This is a genomic window from Bacillus sp. FSL K6-0268, from assembly GCF_038005425.1.
Lineage (GTDB): Bacteria > Bacillota > Bacilli > Bacillales > Bacillaceae_G > Bacillus_A > Bacillus_A thuringiensis_S.
In genome coordinates, this window is record NZ_JBBOTF010000001.1 from 2,621,011 (window position 1) to 2,638,645 (window position 17,635).

A 17,635-nucleotide genomic window follows, 5' to 3' on the forward strand; every position below is an offset into this window, starting at 1 on the left:
ATTTGACTTAGAGTATACTCTAACAAATACAATCTAACCATAAATGAATTTGAATTTAGGGGGATTTTATATGAAATACACGGTTATTACTGGCGCAAGTTCCGGAATTGGTTATGAAGCAGCTTTAGCATTTGCATCTCGCGGAAAAAATTTAGTACTTGTAGCTCGAAGACAAGAAGAATTAAACGGATTAAAATTGAAAATTAACGAAATGCATCCTGAGTTGGATGTTGTCATTCGAAAAACTGATTTATCTGTGACTGAAGATGTTTATAAACTTTATGAAAGCCTACAAGCTTTTCAAATTGAAACGTGGATTAACAACGCAGGTTTTGGTAATTTCGCCTCAATTGCTGAACAAAATTTAAATAAAATAGAGACGATGTTGCATGTCAATATAGAAGCACTAACAATACTCTCTTCTCTTTTCGTTCGAGATTATTCAATGGTTGATGGAACACAGCTTATTAACGTTTCATCTGGCGGCGGATACACGATTGTTGCTGATGCTGTTACGTATTGCGCTACGAAATTTTATGTAAGTGCCTTTACAGAAGGGCTGTCTCACGAACTGAAAGAACAAGGCGCAAAACTGCAAGCAAAAGTTTTAGCTCCTGCTGCAACTGAAACAGAATTTGCGAAACGTTCATTTGATATTGATGAATTCCAATACGATAATGTTGTACCAAAATTCCACACTGCAAAACAAATGGCACAATTTATGCTCGATCTTTATGATAATGATAAAGTTGTAGGGCTTGTCGATGGTTCTACTTATAACTATGAGCTTAAAAATCCCATTTTTAATTTTGCAGTACGAAAAACGAATTCAAGTTCTTAATTCCCCTAAAATATAGATGCCCACTATTACATAAATAATAGTGGGACTTTTCTCTCTCTGAAACTTTCACCCAACATACCGAACCATCGCCACTTCATCACAATAATCAACCTTTGGACAATGTCTACAATCAATCCATACTTTCTCTGGTAACGCCTCTCTATTCACAAAATCAAACCCGCACTTTTGAAAAAATTCCGTTTCATATGTTAAAGAAATGACTCTATTCACTTTTATTTTCGCTGCTTCATTTATTACATGGTTCACTAACATACGCCCTATCCCTTTTCCTGCATATGTATGCGAAACTACTAACGATCGTATTTCTGCAAGATCTTCCCCCAATACATGCAATCCAGCAACTCCAACAATTTTCTCGTCCTCTTTCATAACATATAAACATTGCAAATATTGATAAAGAGACAAAAGAGATCGCGGTAAAACAACTCCCTCTTTTGCATAAACCTCAATAAGACTATAAATTTCTTTCACATCACTCGTCACCGCATTACAGATTTTCATATTACATCCCCTTGCCCTCGATATTAATATTTATAACTTCAAATGAATTTTAATTCATAATTTTATATAATAATACATCTCTCTTTTCTCCTCGTCAATCAATTTATACAAACAAAAAACCAAGCAATCTAATCGATGCTCGGTTCCTCATTTCGTATCGGCAATACTGTCGAATATTTAATTTCACGAAGTGCTAAACTTGTCTGTATCCTTGTAATACCAAGCTTATTCAGCTTTCTAATAAACTGCTCTAGTTCTTTACGATCACGATTTGCAACCTTTAATAAATAATCGTACTCTCCTGTTAAACAGTGACATTCTAACACTTCCGGCATCGATTCTAATTCTTTCTCCAACACTTCCAACTTGTCAAATTGATGAATATTCGTACTCATAAAAATAAAACATAATAAATCAAACCCAAGCTTTTCTTGATTTAAAATCGCGACTTGCTTATCGATGAAACCTTCCCCATCCAATCTTTTTATTCTTGCATGCATCGCAGCCGGTGATAAATTAACGCGACGTGCCAGCTCTGCATTACTTACTTGTGACTCCTTCTGCAATATATCTAAAATTTGTACATCCAAATCATCCAACACTTTAATAACAGACGACTCCATTACAATTCCCCCTTTTTTCTTACCGATGATTATTCGAAAAAACACCTTATACCTTACACGAAACTGAATATCATTCCGTAAATATCACTCATCACTAAAGATTTTATCGAGTTTTCACCATTATACAAAATAATATATTACACAATAAAGAAAAATGCTAAAATTATTTACAATAAGTATTGATTACAAAAAAGGGGATTTTATCATGCCTTATTTTTACGTCTTTTTACTATTACTAACGAGCTTATTATGGGGAGGAAATTTCGTCGTTGGAAAATCACTCGTCGATCATGCATCGCCGATGACACTGACAAATTTAAGATGGATGATTGCGATTGTTTGTTTATTACCAATGGTATGGTTTAAAGAAAAGAAAATCCTTCCACCACGTACCGCAATACTTCCGTTAATATTGATGGGAATTTCAGGGGTCGCTCTTTTTAACATCTTTCAATTTTTAGCATTAGAAAAAACATCCGCTACGAATGTAGGTCTTATCTCTACTTTGAATGCAATTTCAATTGCATTATTTTCAGTATTATTTCTAAAAGAAAAAGTAAATACACTTCAAATCCTATCCATGATTCTTTCATTCTTCGGGGTTATCCTCGTCCTATTAAAAGGTGATTTCTCGCTTTTATTTTCACTACATTTTAATAGTGGCGATTTATGGATGATTGCAGCAGTTTGTATTTGGGGAATCTATTCTGTTTGTAGTAAATGGGCAACAAAAACAACTACACCACTTATGGCAACGTTGTACTCTGGTATTTTCGGCGTTATTTTATTACTACCGTTTAACATAGGTAGCTTCACTGTTTCAAATATAAATACTTCTTTCATCACATCACTTTTATATACTGGGCTTATTTCGACAGTTCTTTGTATGGTATTTTGGAATATTGGCGTACAAAAATTAGGCGCAACTACATCAGGTATTTTTCTAAACTTCAATCCAATTTTCACAGCCATTTTAGCATTCATATTCCTCGGAGAAGAATTAACGTGGATACAAATTTTAGGAACAATTGTCGTTGTAACAGGATGTTATTTATTTTCTCATTTCAAAACTGTCGCTGTTCAGCCTGTTAGACCTTTAATGCGAAAACATCCTTAATGAAAAAACATCGTCATCTGGGTTGGCGATGTTTTTATTTACTCTTCATTTCTTTTATATACTGCTTTTCCTCTTCTGGCGATAAACGTTCCGTCGCCTTGCCAGTATCTCCACCTTGAAGGCTCCATAAAAAGTTATGCTCCTCAACAGTTTGAGAAAAATCTCCTTTTTCCCATCTATTTATAATAGAAAATAACTTCATTTTATATTGAAAACCTGTACTATTTTCAATATCTCTTTTTACATTAGAAATTTCCTTTTTTGTCATCTCTACAAATCCCCATTTTTCAGAGGATTTTACCTTTTGGTGCACCATTTTATGCATGGTAGAAATAATTTCACCTTCACTAATTTGCGGGGCTTCTTCTGCAGCTTTTTTCTCTTTTTCGTTTGCCGCTCGCTCGGTTTGAATATTTGTATTTTCTTTTTCCACATATGCAAGCAATTTCTTTCCGCCAACTATAGAAGAGATGATTACCATAATGGTAATACATATACCTACAATCCATTTAAAAAGCATTAGCTCTTCATCGCTTCCCTAACAATATGACTATCTACATATTGCTTAAACTTCACGATTTTTCCATCTTCAAGCTGCCATACATGAACAAATTCTGCTTCAAATGATTTTCCTGTTTCTTTATAAACTCCAGAATACATACCTTCTGCAATAATTACATCTTTTCCGTCTACCTCATGATATGTATTTACACTTGCTTTATAATCATCCCAGTCTGATCCTAAACGGCTAAATACATTTTCCATTATAGCTTCTACGCCTTTATATGTTCCGCCGTATGGGAAACCTTCTGCCTCTGTCCATTCCACTTTTTCAGAGAAGGCTTCTGCTAAATGCTTTGCATTCGAAGAAGCTGATCCTTCATACGTGCTTTGAATAATTTCTAAATTTGATTTAGGCATATTACTTCCTCCCGTTTATTTATTTTTACACAAGACGTAACCAATGTAGTTACACCTTGTGTAAAAAAATATTTAAATTGTTTCATTCGTAATTCATTAGTTGTAATCATTATAGTTACAATAATTCTTCAAGTCAACAATTTATAAATAAAATTTACTTCGTTTTCATTACTTTCTCTTTTAAGAAACGATCTACATATCCTTCTGCTTTTACTACGAATAAATACGCACCCATTGATAATAATGCAAGATCTAATTCATATCCTGGATTCTTTCCATCTCCTAATAAACCTGCTGCTCCATTTACCTTTACGATAGCTGCAGCTAAAATAAGAGCGAATAACAATCCTACATATCGTACACCTAAACCGATAATTAATAATATACCACCAACTAATTCTACAGTTGCTACGCCGTATGCAAGGCCACCTGGTAAACCGATGCTTGTAAACCATCCTGCTACATTATCGATACCTGATTGAAACTTTGCTAAACCGTGTGCAAAGAACGTAACTCCTAACACGATACGAATAATTAAATTCCCAATATATTGATTCATTTTGAACTCTCCTTTTTGTTTTGTTATGGTGAACTTTTATTTACAAGTCAAAACAATACGGTATTTTATTTCATTCGTCAAATACTTTTTTAAAGAAAATAAAAAACATTATCCGTTTTACGGATAATGTTTTCCTACAAAATAGCGCTAATTCAAGCTTTTATTCTATCGCATAGAAAAAGTTGAAACATTTTTCCAGCGCCAATATAAGGCAGTAAAGACACGTCCTCTTCCACAACCATTCCCACAACATTCACTTTCTCATCTACAGGTAAATCATGTGTAGCAACTTGCATCTCCCCTGCATATCTACCGTACAATTCATTATCAATTGTAATGCTGCCTTTCTTTCTTACAATTGTATGCATCGGCTGTAAAACCACTCTATTTCCTTCCCTTGATTCTACAGATCGAATAACATCACGAGCCGGATCTAGTCTATTTGTATGCACTTGCTCCACCACTTTTAATACTTCTTTATCAGTTATAAATGATTTGTAACGCAATGGAATAATCCCCCTACTCGCACTAGCTACTTCTTGCATACTTTCCAAACTTGCGCTTATATCTCCAATCAATACTTTATCAACACCACAATCTTGAACAAGTTCTAAGTACGCTTCAAGCGGGCGCATATTGCGATGTTTTTCTAACGTTGGTAACCCTTCATATAACGGACCACGTTTTTCCGCGTCTCCTGGAATAAATGCCATCGTTTTTATTCCGCACTCCTGTAAATATTGATTTTGTTTTTGTAAGAAGGACTTTGCTAGTCCTGTCTCTGGACGTGGGTAAAAATTATGCAACGCTTCTACATTCTCTACTCGTATATGTTCTGTAAGTAACTCTTTCCAAAATGGCTTTGTAATCGTACTCGCATTTAAAGCTACTTTCATCTTATGAGATACGCTTGCAATTTCTTTTGGCGCAATGCCGTAATCCATTCTTAAACCGGTAATGCCCCAGTCCAATAGTTCTTCCACATTTTCATATGTTAGCCCTAAATGATGTAACGATTTTGGAGAAACATCAACCATTAACTCCATTTCATTTTCAAGAGCCTGCTTCCCAAGTATCTGAATTAACTCTTTATACGTACCAGGATCATCCTCTGGTATATGAAGTGATGTAAAAATAGACAAAAATCCATTTTCCTTCGCCACTTTTAGCCACTCTTCTTGTTTCTCTACTCGTTCTTTTGAAAGATAAATGGAAACTCCGATCATATAAATCTCCCTTTCTATTAATAGAAAAAGAGAAAGGAATCCCTTTCTCTATATGTTTTCTGCCATTTCTTCTTTAAATCCGAAGAAGTACGTAAAGATAAATCCGAAAGTATATGCAATTACTAAACCTAAGAAATATAGTAAATATTTATTGTCAGCAATTAACGGAATTAAAGATAGCCCTGATACGCCAATTCCAAGTGAAGCCGTTTGCATAACTGCTTGGAATGCACCACCGACAGCCGCTCCTAAACAAGCAGTAATAAACGGTTTCCCAAGTGGTAATGTAACCCCGTATAATAACGGCTCACCAATTCCTAAAAAGCCAACTGGCAATCCACCTTTAATTACATTTCGAAGTCGTTTGTTTTTTGTTTTCACATAAATCGCAATTGCTGCGCCCACTTGGCCAGCACCAGCCATTGCGAGCACTGGTAATAAAGGTGTTACGTGTGTTTGATTAATAAATTCCATATGAATTGGTGTTAAACCGTGATGCAATCCGACCATAACGAGAGGTAAAAATGTTCCCGCAAGTACTGCGCCAGCAAATGCTCCGCCAATATTTAAAATAGCATTAATTCCGCTCGTAATACCATCTGATAAGAAACCTGCTAATGGCTGAATGGCTAACATCGTTACGATACTTACAACTAATACAGTAATGAGTGGTGTCACGATAATATCAACTGCATTTGGCACTGCTTTTCGAACTTGTCTTTCCACTACAACCATAAGCCATGCTGCAAAAATAACTGCAAACAATCCGCCCCGTCCGGGCACTAATGCTTCACCAAACAATTTTACGTTTGCCATCGCCGGGTTGAAAATTAAAATACCAGCAATTGCCCCAAGAACCGGTGTCCCGCCAAATTCTTTCGCTGTATTCCAGCCGACTAAAATTCCTAAGAATGTAAAGATACCGCCGCCAATGAGTAGTAACATTTGTAACCACGTTGCATTTGGATCAGCACCAGCATTTTTCGCAAAGTTAGCAACCCCGTTTATAATTCCTGACGCAACAAGCCCCGGAATTAATGGGATGAAAATACTTCCTATTTTTCGTAAAAAGTTTTTCACCGGTGTATTATTTTTCTTCTTAATCTCTGATTTCATCTCTTGCCCAATATCTTCAAGGTGATGATCTGCTACCTCACCAATTCGTAGTCCTGTCAAACCTTCCATTTCAGCTGCTACTTTATTTACTGTTCCTGGACCAACGACAACTTGAAGCGTCTCATCTTCTATAACACCCATAACGCCTTCAACTTTTTTCAAAAGGTCCATATTTACTTTACTTTCATCATGAAGCGTTAAACGTAGTCTCGTCATACAATGAGCAATACTACGAATATTTTTTATTCCCCCAAGTTGCTCCGAAATTTCCTTGGCCATTCTCTCTTCTTTCTTCATAATAGAATCCCCCTTCCTATTACTTTATAGTGCTTTCTTCACAAACCCTTTTGCGTATTTTAGTTTCTCCAGTGCTTCCCCATACTCACACTGCAACAACACCATAACAATGGCAGCTTTTACGTTACGTTCTGCCTTTTCATAATACTCTGCCGCTACTTCATAACTAGCGCCTGTTGCTTCCATAATAATTCGTTTTGACCGTTCTACTAACTTTTCATTTGTGGATTGAACATCTACCATTAAGTTTTTATATACTTTTCCTACACCAATCATCGAAGCTGTTGAAATCATATTCAGCACTAATTTTTGTGCTGTACCAGCTTTTAAACGCGTTGATCCTGTTAATATTTCTGCACCTGTCTCTACTTCTACATTTAACTTTGCATATTTACTTATTTCAGCATTTTTATTACAAGAAATACTCGCTGTACTCGCTCCTACGCTCTGTGCGTATTTCAAGCCGCCAATTACGTAAGGAGTTCTGCCACTTGCAGCAATTCCAATCACTGTATCTTTCTCATTTAATCCAATACTTTTTAAATCTTCTTCTGCTAACTCTTCGCGATCTTCGGCACCTTCCACCGCTTTAGTAAACGCTTTCAACCCACCTGCTATAAATCCTTGCACCATTTTATCATCCGTGCCAAATGTCGGCGGACATTCCACTGCATCTAGAATACCTAAACGACCACTCGTACCAGCACCAATGTAAATTAAACGTCCCTCTTCTTCAAAAGATTTAATAACAGTCTGTACAACCTTTTCAATTTGTTCTATCTCTTTTTCAACTGCTAACGCAACAGTTCGATCTTCTTCATTCATACTTTGCAATACTTCTTTTATGCTCATTTCATCCAGATTCATTGTTTTCTCATTACGATGTTCTGTCGATAAATTTTCTAACATATTGTCACCCTCTTTGAAATTATATTTCACACTTTTATTATAACTTTAAGAAACTAAAAATCAATATCCCTTTCTTATTTTATGAAATAAAATTTCACAACATGACATATTTGTGTCAAAGATAATAAAAAAGATGAGTCTCCTCATCTTTTCTTCTACTTTAACTTCCGTAACCGCAACGCTTCTTCTCGCGTCTCCATAAATTGATCCAATACTTTATTACCAATTCGGTTGAAAGTAATCACATATAAAGCATCAATCATATTCAGTTGCGTCATTCTCGACGCAATACTTGCAATACGATGATCTTGTTCTACATCTGGCATACAAAGACGAATGTCCGCTTCTTTATATAAGGGGGATGATTGATCTAGCTTCGTAATTCCAATAACAGTTGCACCTTGTCTCTTTGCATACTGCGCCATTTCAAGCACATCTCTCGTTCGACCAGATGTTGAAATCGCAACAAATATATCGCCTTCTTTTAAATTCGTCACAAGCGGCAACATCATATGAAAATCAGATAGCATCATCGCTGTAAATCCAAGCCGTGTAAATTTATACGCCCCATCCATTGCTGGCGTAGCTGATCCACCTACGCCGTAAAATATAATTTTGCCCGCATTGACAATACGATCTGCAGCTTTCTCAAGTTCCTTCTTATCTATCGCAGTAACGCTCGCCTCAATTGCAGCTTTATTCACATAAGTGACTTTATTAAACAAATCGTACGGTCCATCTTCCGTATTCATCACTGAAAAATCGTTAATATTATAATCAGCAATCGTTAATTCACGAACGAGTGCTATCTTAAATGCTTTAAAACTTCCGATCCCAATCGACTTACAAAAACGAACGACACTCGCCTCACTTGCGCCTGCATTCGTTGACACTTCTTTCGTCGTTAAGTTCGGAACAATCTCTGCATTCTCCATTATGTACATGGCAACCTTCTTTTCAGCTGGTGAAAATTGATCCATATTACTTTCAATTTTAAATAGTAATGTTGAAGCTTTCACTATTTAACCTCCACTTCTTACGGTTGCGTTCACTTATTTTCTCTTGCTTCAAGAAGGTAAAAACCATCATCGCCAGGAGGATGAAACACATTTACAATGCGATTCCCTTTTTGATAAACAGTTCTTTCTCCTTCTGTCCACTTCTCTTTCCAACCGTTCATCCAAATCGCAACATCAGGTAAAAAAGCAGTATATTTCAGCTTCTGACCGTACTCACCATCTGCTTCTTCCGAAAAAATAGAAACCGGAAAATCTTTCACTTTTGATTCTTTCCATGCAGTAAATGGTATACATACTGCAATAAGTACGATTACACCGATAACCTTCTCCTTCGTAATCTTCACACTTCCCTCTCCTTGTCATATCACATACATAGATTTTACCATAATTACAAACCCTTCATGCTATATGACCATTGCTTTTTGGAATAAAAAAAGAGCTTACCTACATCAGATAAGCCCTTCCTCTCTATACAAAATATTTCTTCAAAAGTGGCGGTGTAATAATCGTCGTCAATATAACAACAATAACAATCGCTGTGAAATTTTCTTTCGCTAATAAATTCGCCGTAAGTCCATTTGCTGCGATGATAAGTGCTACTTCACCACGTGATACCATCCCCGCGCCAATACTAATAGAAGATTGGAGATTAAAACCTGTCAATCTCGCTCCTAAACCTGATCCAATTAACTTTGTGAAAATCGCAATGAGGGTCATAATAATAATGAACCAAAGCTGGCTTCCAATGCCTTGAAATGTAATTTCCATTCCGATACTTACGAAGAATACTGGAACAAATATTGCATAAGCAATCGGTTCAATTTTATGTTCCACTTCATGCTTATACTCTGTTTGAGAAATAGCAATTCCTGCTGCAAATGCTCCAATAATGCCTGCAATTCCCATCATTTCACTGTAATAAGAAAAAGAGCAGCAAATAATAAGAGCCGCGCTAATTAACGCTTCTGTTACACGAAGCGGGACAAGCATTTTCATAATCCAAGGAACGACTTTCCAAGCAATAAAAACAATACTTACAAAGAAAATAATTTTCTTTGCAATGACAAGTGTTATATTTACATCTTGTGTTCCTAAAAAACTCATTACAAATGCCAATAAAATAACGACAATGACATCATCAAATACGGCAGCACCTAAAATTGTTGTACTTTCTCTCGTATTCATTTTTCCTAAATCACGTAGCGTCTGCACCGTAATACTAACCGATGTTGCGCAAAGTAATAATCCTAAAAAAATGGCATGGGACTGCATTAATCCAAACAGCAATCCTGTTACATAACCACCGATGAAAGGAAAAATAATTCCACCAGCCGCTACTGCAAATGACGATTTCAAATTCCGATTTAACTCTTCTAAATCTGTTTCAAGTCCCGCCATAAACATAAGTAACAAAACACCAATCTCACTCAGTTCATCAATTAGTTCAGAACTATTAATAATACCGAGTACAGCTGGACCGATAATAATACCGACAATTAACTTACCAAGTACAGAAGGCTGACCAAGTCTCACGCTAATGTCACCAGCTAATTTCGTACAAAGTAAAATGACGACAAGTTCAAAATAAAATAACATAGCATCTGCTCCTACTTTAACTTTAATCAGTGGGTCGTTAACCCCCGTTCATTTCTGCAAGTAGTTTCCCCTATTGATCCGAATTTTATTTTTCATATTTTTATTTGACAAAATATTCTGAATTATATTAAGATTAATCCAGCAATTTTAAAAAACTACATACCATAACTGTACCTCCATTTCCTTACATACTCTTTTTTAATGGGCTCATACTATAGTCGCAGTTATGGAAATGAAAAAACGGGGGGAGAGTCCAAAGTGAAGTCATTATTACGAAAAAAAGCGCTTAGTACTGAATCACCAAAGCAGCTAGATAGAACATTAACTGCACTCGATTTAACGTTTTTAGGGATCGGCGCCGTAATTGGGACAGGGATCTTTGTATTAACAGGTATTGTTGCAGCAAAACATTCTGGTCCTGGTATTATGCTATCATTCCTTATTGCTGCATTTACTTGTGCTTGTGTAGCCTTTTGTTATGCTGAATTTGCTTCTTCTATTCCTGTCTCAGGAAGTGTGTATACTTACGCATACATGACAGTCGGAGAAGTCGTCGCCTTCATCGTCGGATGGTGTTTAATGCTCGAATATTTACTTGCCGTTGCAGCAGTAGCTGTCGGTTGGTCTGGTTATTTGCAATCATTACTACAAGGGTTCAATATACACCTACCCGCCATAATCGCCTCGGCCCCCGGCGTAGGAAAAGGTGGTCTCATCGATTTACCAGCTGTCTGCATTTTACTTCTTATTACTGGTCTTTTAAGTTTTGGTATACGTGAAAGTGCACGCATTAATAATATTATGGTTCTTATTAAACTAGCTGTTATCATTGCCTTTATCGTAGCAGGCGCAAAATATGTAAAACCTGAAAACTGGACACCGTTCATTCCATTCGGATACGACGGTATTATTACCGGAGCTGCCACTGTATTCTTCGCCTTTTTAGGTTTTGATGCAATCGCAACCGCTGCAGAAGAAACGAAAAAACCGCAGCGTGACTTACCAATTGGTATTATCGGTTCTCTTCTTATTTGTACTGTTTTATATATGATCGTATCTTTCGTTTTAACAGGTATGGTTCCTTATACGCAATTAGACGTTTCTGATCCAGTTGCATTTGCATTGCATTTCGTTGGTGAGGATGCAATTGCAGGACTACTCGCTGTTGGAGCGATGACTGGAATGACAACCGTTCTCTTAGTCGTTATGTATGGACAAGTTCGAGTTTCGTATGCGATGAGCCGTGACGGTCTACTTCCAAAAGCGTTAGCACGTGTAAATAAAAGAGTAAAAATCCCTTTATTAAATACGTGGATTACTGGCGTTATTGCCGCTTTATTAGCAGGACTTTTAGATTTACATTTGCTAGCAAATTTAGTAAACATCGGTACGTTAACAGCCTTTACATTCGTTTGCTGCGCGGTACTTATTTTACGAAAAACACATCCTGATTTAAAACGTGGATTCCGTACACCTTTCGTACCTGTATTACCAGTTGTCGCGATTCTTTGCTGTTTATATTTGATGGCTAATTTATCTAAAACGACATGGATTAGCTTTATAGCTTGGCTTATAGTCGGTTTATGCTTCTATTTCTTCTACTCTAGAAAGCATAGCCATTTAGCTACCGAAAAAACGAATGATGAACAGAAAAAAGCATAACAAAATAGCTCGCCGTTTTAGCGGCGAGCTATCTTTCTGTACAATTATATTTTTTCGTTAACGATTGTAAAATGAAAAATATGCCGATGCAAGCTGTAAACCACGCCCAATTTCCTATTGGTGTAGAATATTTAAAAACGCCAATACCTACAAGCACTATGAAAATGATTACTTGATATATGAGCTTCCACTTTTGCATATATTCCCTCCTTTACTTCGTTCCCTTCTTTTTATTCTTCCAGGCATTCAAACTATCAAAGAAAAAGTTAATAAATAACGTTCCTAGTCCTGCTAATAAGAAAGTCATTAAAAATAAAACCCAAATACTTTTCTCTTTTAAGAAATAATATCCTACAAGGAGCACAACCGCGATCCATACATATTCAAGAATTCTTTTTAGCTTTTTCTGTTCCAAATTATTCGCTCCTTCTTTCTATGCTACTTTTAGTATAACAAAAAAGAAGCCTATCATGATAAGCTTCTTTTCTTCTCTCTTATTTGTTCATACTTTTTTCAACGAGTGAAATCGCATATTCTAATGTACGATTCATCGTTTCTACCTGTGCATCTTTTACCTTCGCATCTTTTAATACAGCTTCTGCAACTGTAATTTTTTGTTGCAATGATTTCACTGAACCATCTGTTACATTTACAGCTTGCGCTTTCTTCACTACTGCTTTTGCAGATTCAATATTGATCTGTAATTTTTCTTTCGGTGTTTTTGGTTGTTCTTCTGCCACTTTTGATTGTACGAATGTTACATTAGCTGTTTTTAATTCGTTATATGTTTGAATAATTTGTTCCCCAGTACTTCCTACATTTTCAAATGCTTGCTTAGCAGTGTTATAGCTTTTTTCTAGTTCTTGAAATGCTTCCTTTGAATATTGACCTGGCTTACCACCAAACTCATACGTACCATCTAACACTTCCTTTACTTTTCCTAGCTCCTCATATAATGCATTGACTTGCTCTAACTTCGTACGGTTAGAAAATTCATTGTACGCTGCTAATACTTCTGAAGAACTTAACGCTTTACTATATAATTTTGCAAGCGCGATTTGACCGTTTAATGGAATGCCGCCATTTCCATTGCTATCAGGATCCGCTCCAAATGCAAATGGTACGTTCGGGCTATAAACTTTTCCTTGAGCTAACTGACTATTTACTTTTTTACCATCTACGTAAATTGCCACTTCGCTTCCGTTATATGTTCCTGTTAAATGATACGTTTTGTTCGCTTCCAATTGAACGCCAACACGTTTGTAGCTACCGCCAATGTGAGCCCATAATTCAACATATCCACTTCCTGTAGACTCAAAACCAATTCCGCCGCTCTCTGTATTTTGCAAAATACCTTGTCCGCGAATTTCATTCATTGAAAACACAGTTTCTAACGTAAACGTATTTGCTATTTTCTCTTTTTGTGCTGCTGAAAATGGAATATATCCAAATGTATTAGCTTTTCCATTTAACTTCATAACATTCTTTTTCAATGCTTTATCATATTCAATAGTCACATTACCCTTCAATTCACCTTTTGTACCAAATGGTGAATTGTCTTTAAATGTACCATCTGAGAAATTCACATCAAAAATATCAGCCTTTGGTACTTTCACATTCGGATCAATGTTATCTTTTTTCGTAGTAATTTCTGCCGTTAACGGTTGCACACTTTCATTACCAAATGAATCAATCGCGACTACTTCAAACGTATATGTTCTCCCGCCATCTAATCCTGCAAGTGTAAATGTCAGTTCTTTCGGCACTGGGTCACGATAAAACTCTGAAAATGCTAGTAATTTATTTTTTATTTCTCCAGTTTGCTTATCTCTAGCTTGTACGCGATAAGAATGAACAAGAAGGTTGTCCAATGCTTGCATGAATGTTACTGTTGCTGCATTTTCTGTTACATTCGATACTGATAACTTTGCATCTTTTGCAAAAGATGGCTTTTCTTTATCACGATCTTCTACATGTGTAAAAGTTTCTTTCTTTGATGGCAACTGAATTTTCCATGGCTCGCCTGTCCAAGAATTCGTATGGAAATCGCGTCGATTAATCGTTACTTCTTTATCGTCTACTTCTACTAATAAACCTTGGCTTAATGCACGCGATTCTGAAGGAATATTCCCTTGCACTTTGCCACCCTCTACCTCCATATAGCTTACAGAAGAGGTACCAACAGATGTAAAGTCCTTTTGATGAATCGATCTTGGATCATCTAATGGATAATGCGAATGACCTGAAAACGTAATGACTTGTGGATATTCTTTTAATACTGCATTAATTTTTGCACTATCCTTCGTTCCCCATTCTTGGCTACCGTACACTGTATCTTTAATATGTTGATGTAAAAATACAAAAATCGGTTTTTCTGGATCATCTTTTTGCGCCTTTGCCATTTCTTCTTTTAACCAATTAATTTGTTTGTCCGAATAATACCCATGTGTCGTTTCATTTTCTGGAGACATTACGATAAAATGATACCCTTTTACCACTTTATGATAATAAATTGATTCCATTCCTGTTTTTTCTAAGAAACGCTTCTGTGCTCCCTCTACTGATAAACCGTTCCAATAATCATGATTACCTAGAGAATTCATTCGTACCGCATCTTTATTTGCATTGTCATTATACACTTGCATGAAACGATCATATTGCTGCACAGACCCTGAATCAGTAAAATCTCCTACAATTACGAACGCATCTTGCTTTGGTGCAAGCGTATTGAACTGTTCAATCGCTCTTTTCCAGCGAAACATATCATCTGTTCCACTATTTTTAATATGAACATCACTTACAACGGGGAAAACTATTTTCTTCTCACTTGGTGCCTTTTCTTGCTTTTTCTCTTCCGCTTTGACTGATGTACTCCACGGAAATGATACAAATGCTAATACAAAAACCATCAATAATCCAATAAGACCTTTTACTTTTCGTAAAGCAATTCTTTCCACGTGAATCCTCCTCATAATAATTGATTCATTACAAGGGCTATTTTATCTAATACATGTTAATGTCGTTTAAATAAAAAATGAAGTTTATTAGATTTTTGTAAATATACAGTTAATTAGAAATTAAGTCCAACATTCCTCGTACTATTGTATACAACCACCTTTTGTCTAAAAGAGTCTGATCATTCTTTTCCTATGACTATTCACATATAATCTTTTCTATAACACTAATGATAAGTTAAGGTTTAAGCCTATTAGACAATCTTAATTTTTAATATTTCCTTCTTTTTTTAACACATCGGCCATGCTTTTACATTTAATAGTAGTAAAAGACCACTTAAAAGGAGGGGTTGTATTGAAGAATAAAAAAAATATCGGCTGTTTCCTCCTTTATCTATTATTTGTCCAGCCCCTTGTCCACCGCCCCCTCCTCCAAATCCAAATTGCGAGCGAGTAACAAATGAATTTGCAGGGAATTTCCTTATAACTAATAACACCATTCCTTCTACCAAAGATGCATCACAATCAATGATACTGTGGCAAAGTGATGGGATACTACTTATATCAGGTACTGTTTCGGTTTACAATAGTACTAGCAGCACAGAATCAATTACAATTCAAATCGTTGGAGCCACAACCAATATTTTCACTGTGTTTCCTGGTAATACAATATCGTACACAGGAAAAAACTTACAGTCAGTCAGTATTATCAATATAACAAGTAATCCTTCACTATATTTAGAAGGCAAGTACTGTTGCGAATTTACATGTTGCTTATAGAATACCAATTTCATTACTTTCTCAAAAAAAGCATACCGTTCACGGTATGCTTTTTATGAGATTGGATAACGTACTGTAATACAAAACTCACCTTGATTAACAGTCGTTCCTGTCGTAGTAATTCGGACAGTAGTAAAATATCGGACAGTGAAAGTACCACTACTTTGTGGTTGTACAGTAATTGTATCAACTACTGTTGCCCCTACTAAAAAATCAACTGTAATCGGGTTGGCTCCCACATCGTATTTCACGTAACCTGAACCATATACTTCTTGCGTGATATTATTTGTATATACAATTTGAGTACCAGCACCTGTAATAGACCAGTCTGTACATACTTGGTCTTGCACAAGTGTTTTATTAGAACAACAAGACAAACTGGAACTTCTCATTCCCATTTTGAACCTCTCCTATTCTGCTATGAAAGTGGATAACGTGTTGTAATACAAAATTCTCCCTGATACGTTCCAGCAGGTGTTGCAGGTAACACAACTTGTATACTATCAAAGCGGCGATACGTAAAAGCAATACTCGTTCCTGGGTTTAATGTTTGTGTATCAATTGTACCCCCAGCAGAATCAAGTACCTCTACAGTAATTGGGCCTGGTCCAACATCATATTTAACAAAACCAGTACCAACTACGTTTTGGTTAATATTATTTGTATAGAGAACATTATCAATTGCTGTTGCAACTACAGTAGCAGACCACGGACTACACACTTTATCTTGCACATAATTTTTATCTGGACAACAAGTTAATGCTGACCCTGAGCACTCACAAGACATAGTTGTTTCCCCTCTCTCTTTTATATTCCCTATATGTGTATGTCCCTCAGAGTCTTTTGCCTGTACTATTCATCTATTTTCAAAAAATATTCAAATGACTAGATAGATTCCGTTTTATTTCTTTTCTTCATATATTTATAGACAAAGATACTAGCAACGATAAGAATAACGCCTCCTAATATCGGTAGCATATATTGCCCAACAACGTCCGCTGCTTTTTCCCAATGAGGACCTAATTTCATTCCAAAATAAACATATAAAGTCGTTAATGGGAACATTGCTACAAATGTATATATACTAAATTTCCATATGTTCATTTTCGCCATACCACACGGAACAGAAATAAGCGTTCGAACTCCTGGCACAAAGCGTCCAACAAATGCTACAACCGGTCCATATTTCTCAAAGAAATCATCTGCTTTTTGAATTTGTTCTTCTTTAATGAAGAAGTATTTCCCGTATTTTATTAATAGAGGACGACCGCCGTAATAACCGAGTGCATATAACGTTAAAGGTCCTGTCGTTCCGCCAAGGGTTCCGGCTAGTACAGCAAGCCAAAAATTCATATCTCCCTCGTACACCCAATAACCAACCATGGGCAAAACTACTTCTGCTGGAATAAATTCAAACGTTAATGCTAACACAACTCCAAAATAAGAAAACTGCTTTAAAAACTCGATTATATCTAAAATAATTTGCTCCATAT

At 36.1% G+C, this 17,635-nt stretch carries 20 protein-coding genes and 1 pseudogene; 4 read left to right on the forward strand and 17 right to left on the reverse strand.

Annotated features, from left to right (window positions below; all coding sequences use genetic code 11):
• The first annotated feature begins 70 nt into the window (after window positions 1–70).
• The gene (locus tag MHI28_RS13510; RefSeq protein ID WP_000878080.1) at window positions 71–841 is read left to right on the forward strand and encodes an SDR family NAD(P)-dependent oxidoreductase; all 771 of its coding nucleotides are present in this window, start codon (window positions 71–73) and stop codon (window positions 839–841) included.
• A 66-nt stretch (window positions 842–907) separates the two neighbouring features.
• Here MHI28_RS13510 and MHI28_RS13515 read toward each other — a convergent pair whose 3' ends face one another.
• Both MHI28_RS13515 and MHI28_RS13520 read right to left on the reverse strand, forming a co-directional pair.
• The gene (locus MHI28_RS13515; protein WP_000686659.1) at window positions 908–1,363 is read right to left on the reverse strand and encodes an N-acetyltransferase; all 456 of its coding nucleotides are present in this window, start codon (window positions 1,361–1,363) and stop codon (window positions 908–910) included.
• Between the two features lie 128 nt (window positions 1,364–1,491).
• The gene (locus MHI28_RS13520) at window positions 1,492–1,986 is read right to left on the reverse strand and encodes an Lrp/AsnC family transcriptional regulator (RefSeq protein ID WP_000446097.1); all 495 of its coding nucleotides are present in this window, start codon (window positions 1,984–1,986) and stop codon (window positions 1,492–1,494) included.
• Between the two features lie 205 nt (window positions 1,987–2,191).
• Here MHI28_RS13520 and MHI28_RS13525 point away from each other — a divergent pair, with 205 nt between their 5' ends.
• Window positions 2,192–3,103, forward strand: coding sequence for a DMT family transporter (locus tag MHI28_RS13525; protein ID WP_001146241.1), 912 nt, complete (start codon window positions 2,192–2,194; stop codon window positions 3,101–3,103).
• A gap of 34 nt (window positions 3,104–3,137) precedes the next feature.
• On the opposite strand, the gene MHI28_RS13530 is transcribed toward MHI28_RS13525, so the two are convergent.
• The 9 genes from MHI28_RS13530 to MHI28_RS13570 form a co-directional block, all read right to left on the reverse strand.
• Window positions 3,138–3,623, reverse strand: coding sequence for a PRK06770 family protein (locus tag MHI28_RS13530; RefSeq protein ID WP_000897996.1), 486 nt, complete (start codon window positions 3,621–3,623; stop codon window positions 3,138–3,140).
• Window positions 3,623–4,024: a nuclear transport factor 2 family protein gene (locus MHI28_RS13535; protein WP_001126695.1), complete on the reverse strand. Its 402-nt coding sequence runs from the start codon at window positions 4,022–4,024 to the stop codon at window positions 3,623–3,625. The genes MHI28_RS13530 and MHI28_RS13535 overlap by 1 nt, the downstream gene beginning before the upstream one ends.
• Window positions 4,025–4,178: 154 nt before the next feature.
• A complete protein-coding gene (locus tag MHI28_RS13540) occupies window positions 4,179–4,583 on the reverse strand; it encodes a DoxX family protein (RefSeq protein ID WP_001077746.1) in 405 nt (134 codons plus the stop codon).
• 152 nt (window positions 4,584–4,735) lie between these two features.
• Window positions 4,736–5,809: a DUF871 domain-containing protein gene (locus MHI28_RS13545; protein ID WP_000580615.1), complete on the reverse strand. Its 1,074-nt coding sequence runs from the start codon at window positions 5,807–5,809 to the stop codon at window positions 4,736–4,738.
• A 48-nt stretch (window positions 5,810–5,857) separates the two neighbouring features.
• Window positions 5,858–7,222, reverse strand: a complete 1,365-nt coding sequence (locus tag MHI28_RS13550; RefSeq protein ID WP_000711295.1) for a PTS transporter subunit EIIC — start codon at window positions 7,220–7,222, stop codon at window positions 5,858–5,860.
• Between the two features lie 24 nt (window positions 7,223–7,246).
• Complete coding sequence (gene murQ, locus MHI28_RS13555) at window positions 7,247–8,131, reverse strand: N-acetylmuramic acid 6-phosphate etherase (RefSeq protein ID WP_000892343.1); 885 nt, start codon at window positions 8,129–8,131, stop codon at window positions 7,247–7,249.
• 155 nt (window positions 8,132–8,286) lie between these two features.
• Entirely contained in the window at window positions 8,287–9,150 is an 864-nt protein-coding gene (locus tag MHI28_RS13560) for a MurR/RpiR family transcriptional regulator (protein ID WP_000648168.1), read from the reverse strand.
• Between the two features lie 29 nt (window positions 9,151–9,179).
• Window positions 9,180–9,494, reverse strand: coding sequence for a hypothetical protein (locus tag MHI28_RS13565; protein WP_000704960.1), 315 nt, complete (start codon window positions 9,492–9,494; stop codon window positions 9,180–9,182).
• A gap of 124 nt (window positions 9,495–9,618) precedes the next feature.
• Window positions 9,619–10,746, reverse strand: a complete 1,128-nt coding sequence (locus MHI28_RS13570; protein WP_340828057.1) for a cation:proton antiporter — start codon at window positions 10,744–10,746, stop codon at window positions 9,619–9,621.
• Window positions 10,747–10,947: 201 nt separating this feature from the next.
• On the opposite strand from MHI28_RS13570, the gene MHI28_RS13575 reads away from it, so the two are divergent.
• The gene (locus MHI28_RS13575) at window positions 10,948–12,408 is read left to right on the forward strand and encodes an amino acid permease (RefSeq protein WP_003276830.1); all 1,461 of its coding nucleotides are present in this window, start codon (window positions 10,948–10,950) and stop codon (window positions 12,406–12,408) included.
• A gap of 28 nt (window positions 12,409–12,436) precedes the next feature.
• Here the strand turns inward: MHI28_RS13575 and MHI28_RS13580 are convergent, their stop codons facing one another.
• The 3 genes from MHI28_RS13580 to MHI28_RS13590 all read right to left on the reverse strand — a co-directional run bounded on the left by MHI28_RS13580 (window position 12,437) and on the right by MHI28_RS13590 (window position 15,365).
• Entirely contained in the window at window positions 12,437–12,607 is a 171-nt protein-coding gene (locus MHI28_RS13580; protein WP_001174833.1) for a hypothetical protein, read from the reverse strand.
• Window positions 12,608–12,619: 12 nt separating this feature from the next.
• Window positions 12,620–12,823 (reverse strand): hypothetical protein, encoded by a 204-nt coding sequence (locus MHI28_RS13585; protein WP_000435797.1) that lies wholly within the window; start codon window positions 12,821–12,823, stop codon window positions 12,620–12,622.
• Window positions 12,824–12,902: 79 nt separating this feature from the next.
• Entirely contained in the window at window positions 12,903–15,365 is a 2,463-nt protein-coding gene (locus MHI28_RS13590) for a LamG-like jellyroll fold domain-containing protein (RefSeq protein ID WP_000439563.1), read from the reverse strand.
• Between the two features lie 352 nt (window positions 15,366–15,717).
• Here MHI28_RS13590 and MHI28_RS13595 point away from each other — a divergent pair.
• A pseudogene (locus tag MHI28_RS13595) lies at window positions 15,718–16,142 on the forward strand (S-Ena type endospore appendage).
• Window positions 16,143–16,195: 53 nt separating this feature from the next.
• Here MHI28_RS13595 and MHI28_RS13600 read toward each other — a convergent pair.
• From MHI28_RS13600 to MHI28_RS13610, 3 genes are all read right to left on the reverse strand, one after another.
• Window positions 16,196–16,540 carry a DUF3992 domain-containing protein gene (locus MHI28_RS13600; protein WP_000525819.1) on the reverse strand — a complete coding sequence of 115 codons (345 nt, stop codon included), beginning with the start codon at window positions 16,538–16,540 and terminating at the stop codon, window positions 16,196–16,198.
• A gap of 20 nt (window positions 16,541–16,560) precedes the next feature.
• Window positions 16,561–16,929: a DUF3992 domain-containing protein gene (locus tag MHI28_RS13605; RefSeq protein WP_001277542.1), complete on the reverse strand. Its 369-nt coding sequence runs from the start codon at window positions 16,927–16,929 to the stop codon at window positions 16,561–16,563.
• A 98-nt stretch (window positions 16,930–17,027) separates the two neighbouring features.
• Window positions 17,028–17,633, reverse strand: a complete 606-nt coding sequence (locus tag MHI28_RS13610) for a DedA family protein (protein ID WP_000435017.1) — start codon at window positions 17,631–17,633, stop codon at window positions 17,028–17,030.
• Between the last annotated feature and the right edge of the window lie 2 nt (window positions 17,634–17,635).

Bases quoted from the DNA above. Each gene is read 5' to 3' on its own strand.
- MHI28_RS13510 (WP_000878080.1), top strand. From the start codon at position 71: ATGAAATACACGGTTATTACTGGCGCAAGTTCCGGAATTGGTTATGAA.
- MHI28_RS13515 (WP_000686659.1), bottom strand. From the start codon at position 1,363: ATGAAAATCTGTAATGCGGTGACGAGTGATGTGAAAGAAATTTATAGT.
- MHI28_RS13520 (WP_000446097.1), bottom strand. From the start codon at position 1,986: ATGGAGTCGTCTGTTATTAAAGTGTTGGATGATTTGGATGTACAAATT.
- MHI28_RS13525 (WP_001146241.1), top strand. From the start codon at position 2,192: ATGCCTTATTTTTACGTCTTTTTACTATTACTAACGAGCTTATTATGG.
- MHI28_RS13530 (WP_000897996.1), bottom strand. From the start codon at position 3,623: ATGCTTTTTAAATGGATTGTAGGTATATGTATTACCATTATGGTAATC.
- MHI28_RS13535 (WP_001126695.1), bottom strand. From the start codon at position 4,024: ATGCCTAAATCAAATTTAGAAATTATTCAAAGCACGTATGAAGGATCA.
- MHI28_RS13540 (WP_001077746.1), bottom strand. From the start codon at position 4,583: ATGAATCAATATATTGGGAATTTAATTATTCGTATCGTGTTAGGAGTT.
- MHI28_RS13545 (WP_000580615.1), bottom strand. From the start codon at position 5,809: ATGATCGGAGTTTCCATTTATCTTTCAAAAGAACGAGTAGAGAAACAA.
- MHI28_RS13550 (WP_000711295.1), bottom strand. From the start codon at position 7,222: ATGAAGAAAGAAGAGAGAATGGCCAAGGAAATTTCGGAGCAACTTGGG.
- murQ (WP_000892343.1), bottom strand. From the start codon at position 8,131: ATGTTAGAAAATTTATCGACAGAACATCGTAATGAGAAAACAATGAAT.
- MHI28_RS13570 (WP_340828057.1), bottom strand. From the start codon at position 10,746: ATGTTATTTTATTTTGAACTTGTCGTCATTTTACTTTGTACGAAATTA.
- MHI28_RS13575 (WP_003276830.1), top strand. From the start codon at position 10,948: ATGGGCTCATACTATAGTCGCAGTTATGGAAATGAAAAAACGGGGGGA.
- MHI28_RS13580 (WP_001174833.1), bottom strand. From the start codon at position 12,607: ATGCAAAAGTGGAAGCTCATATATCAAGTAATCATTTTCATAGTGCTT.
- MHI28_RS13600 (WP_000525819.1), bottom strand. From the start codon at position 16,540: ATGGGAATGAGAAGTTCCAGTTTGTCTTGTTGTTCTAATAAAACACTT.
- MHI28_RS13605 (WP_001277542.1), bottom strand. From the start codon at position 16,929: ATGTCTTGTGAGTGCTCAGGGTCAGCATTAACTTGTTGTCCAGATAAA.
- MHI28_RS13610 (WP_000435017.1), bottom strand. From the start codon at position 17,633: ATGGAGCAAATTATTTTAGATATAATCGAGTTTTTAAAGCAGTTTTCT.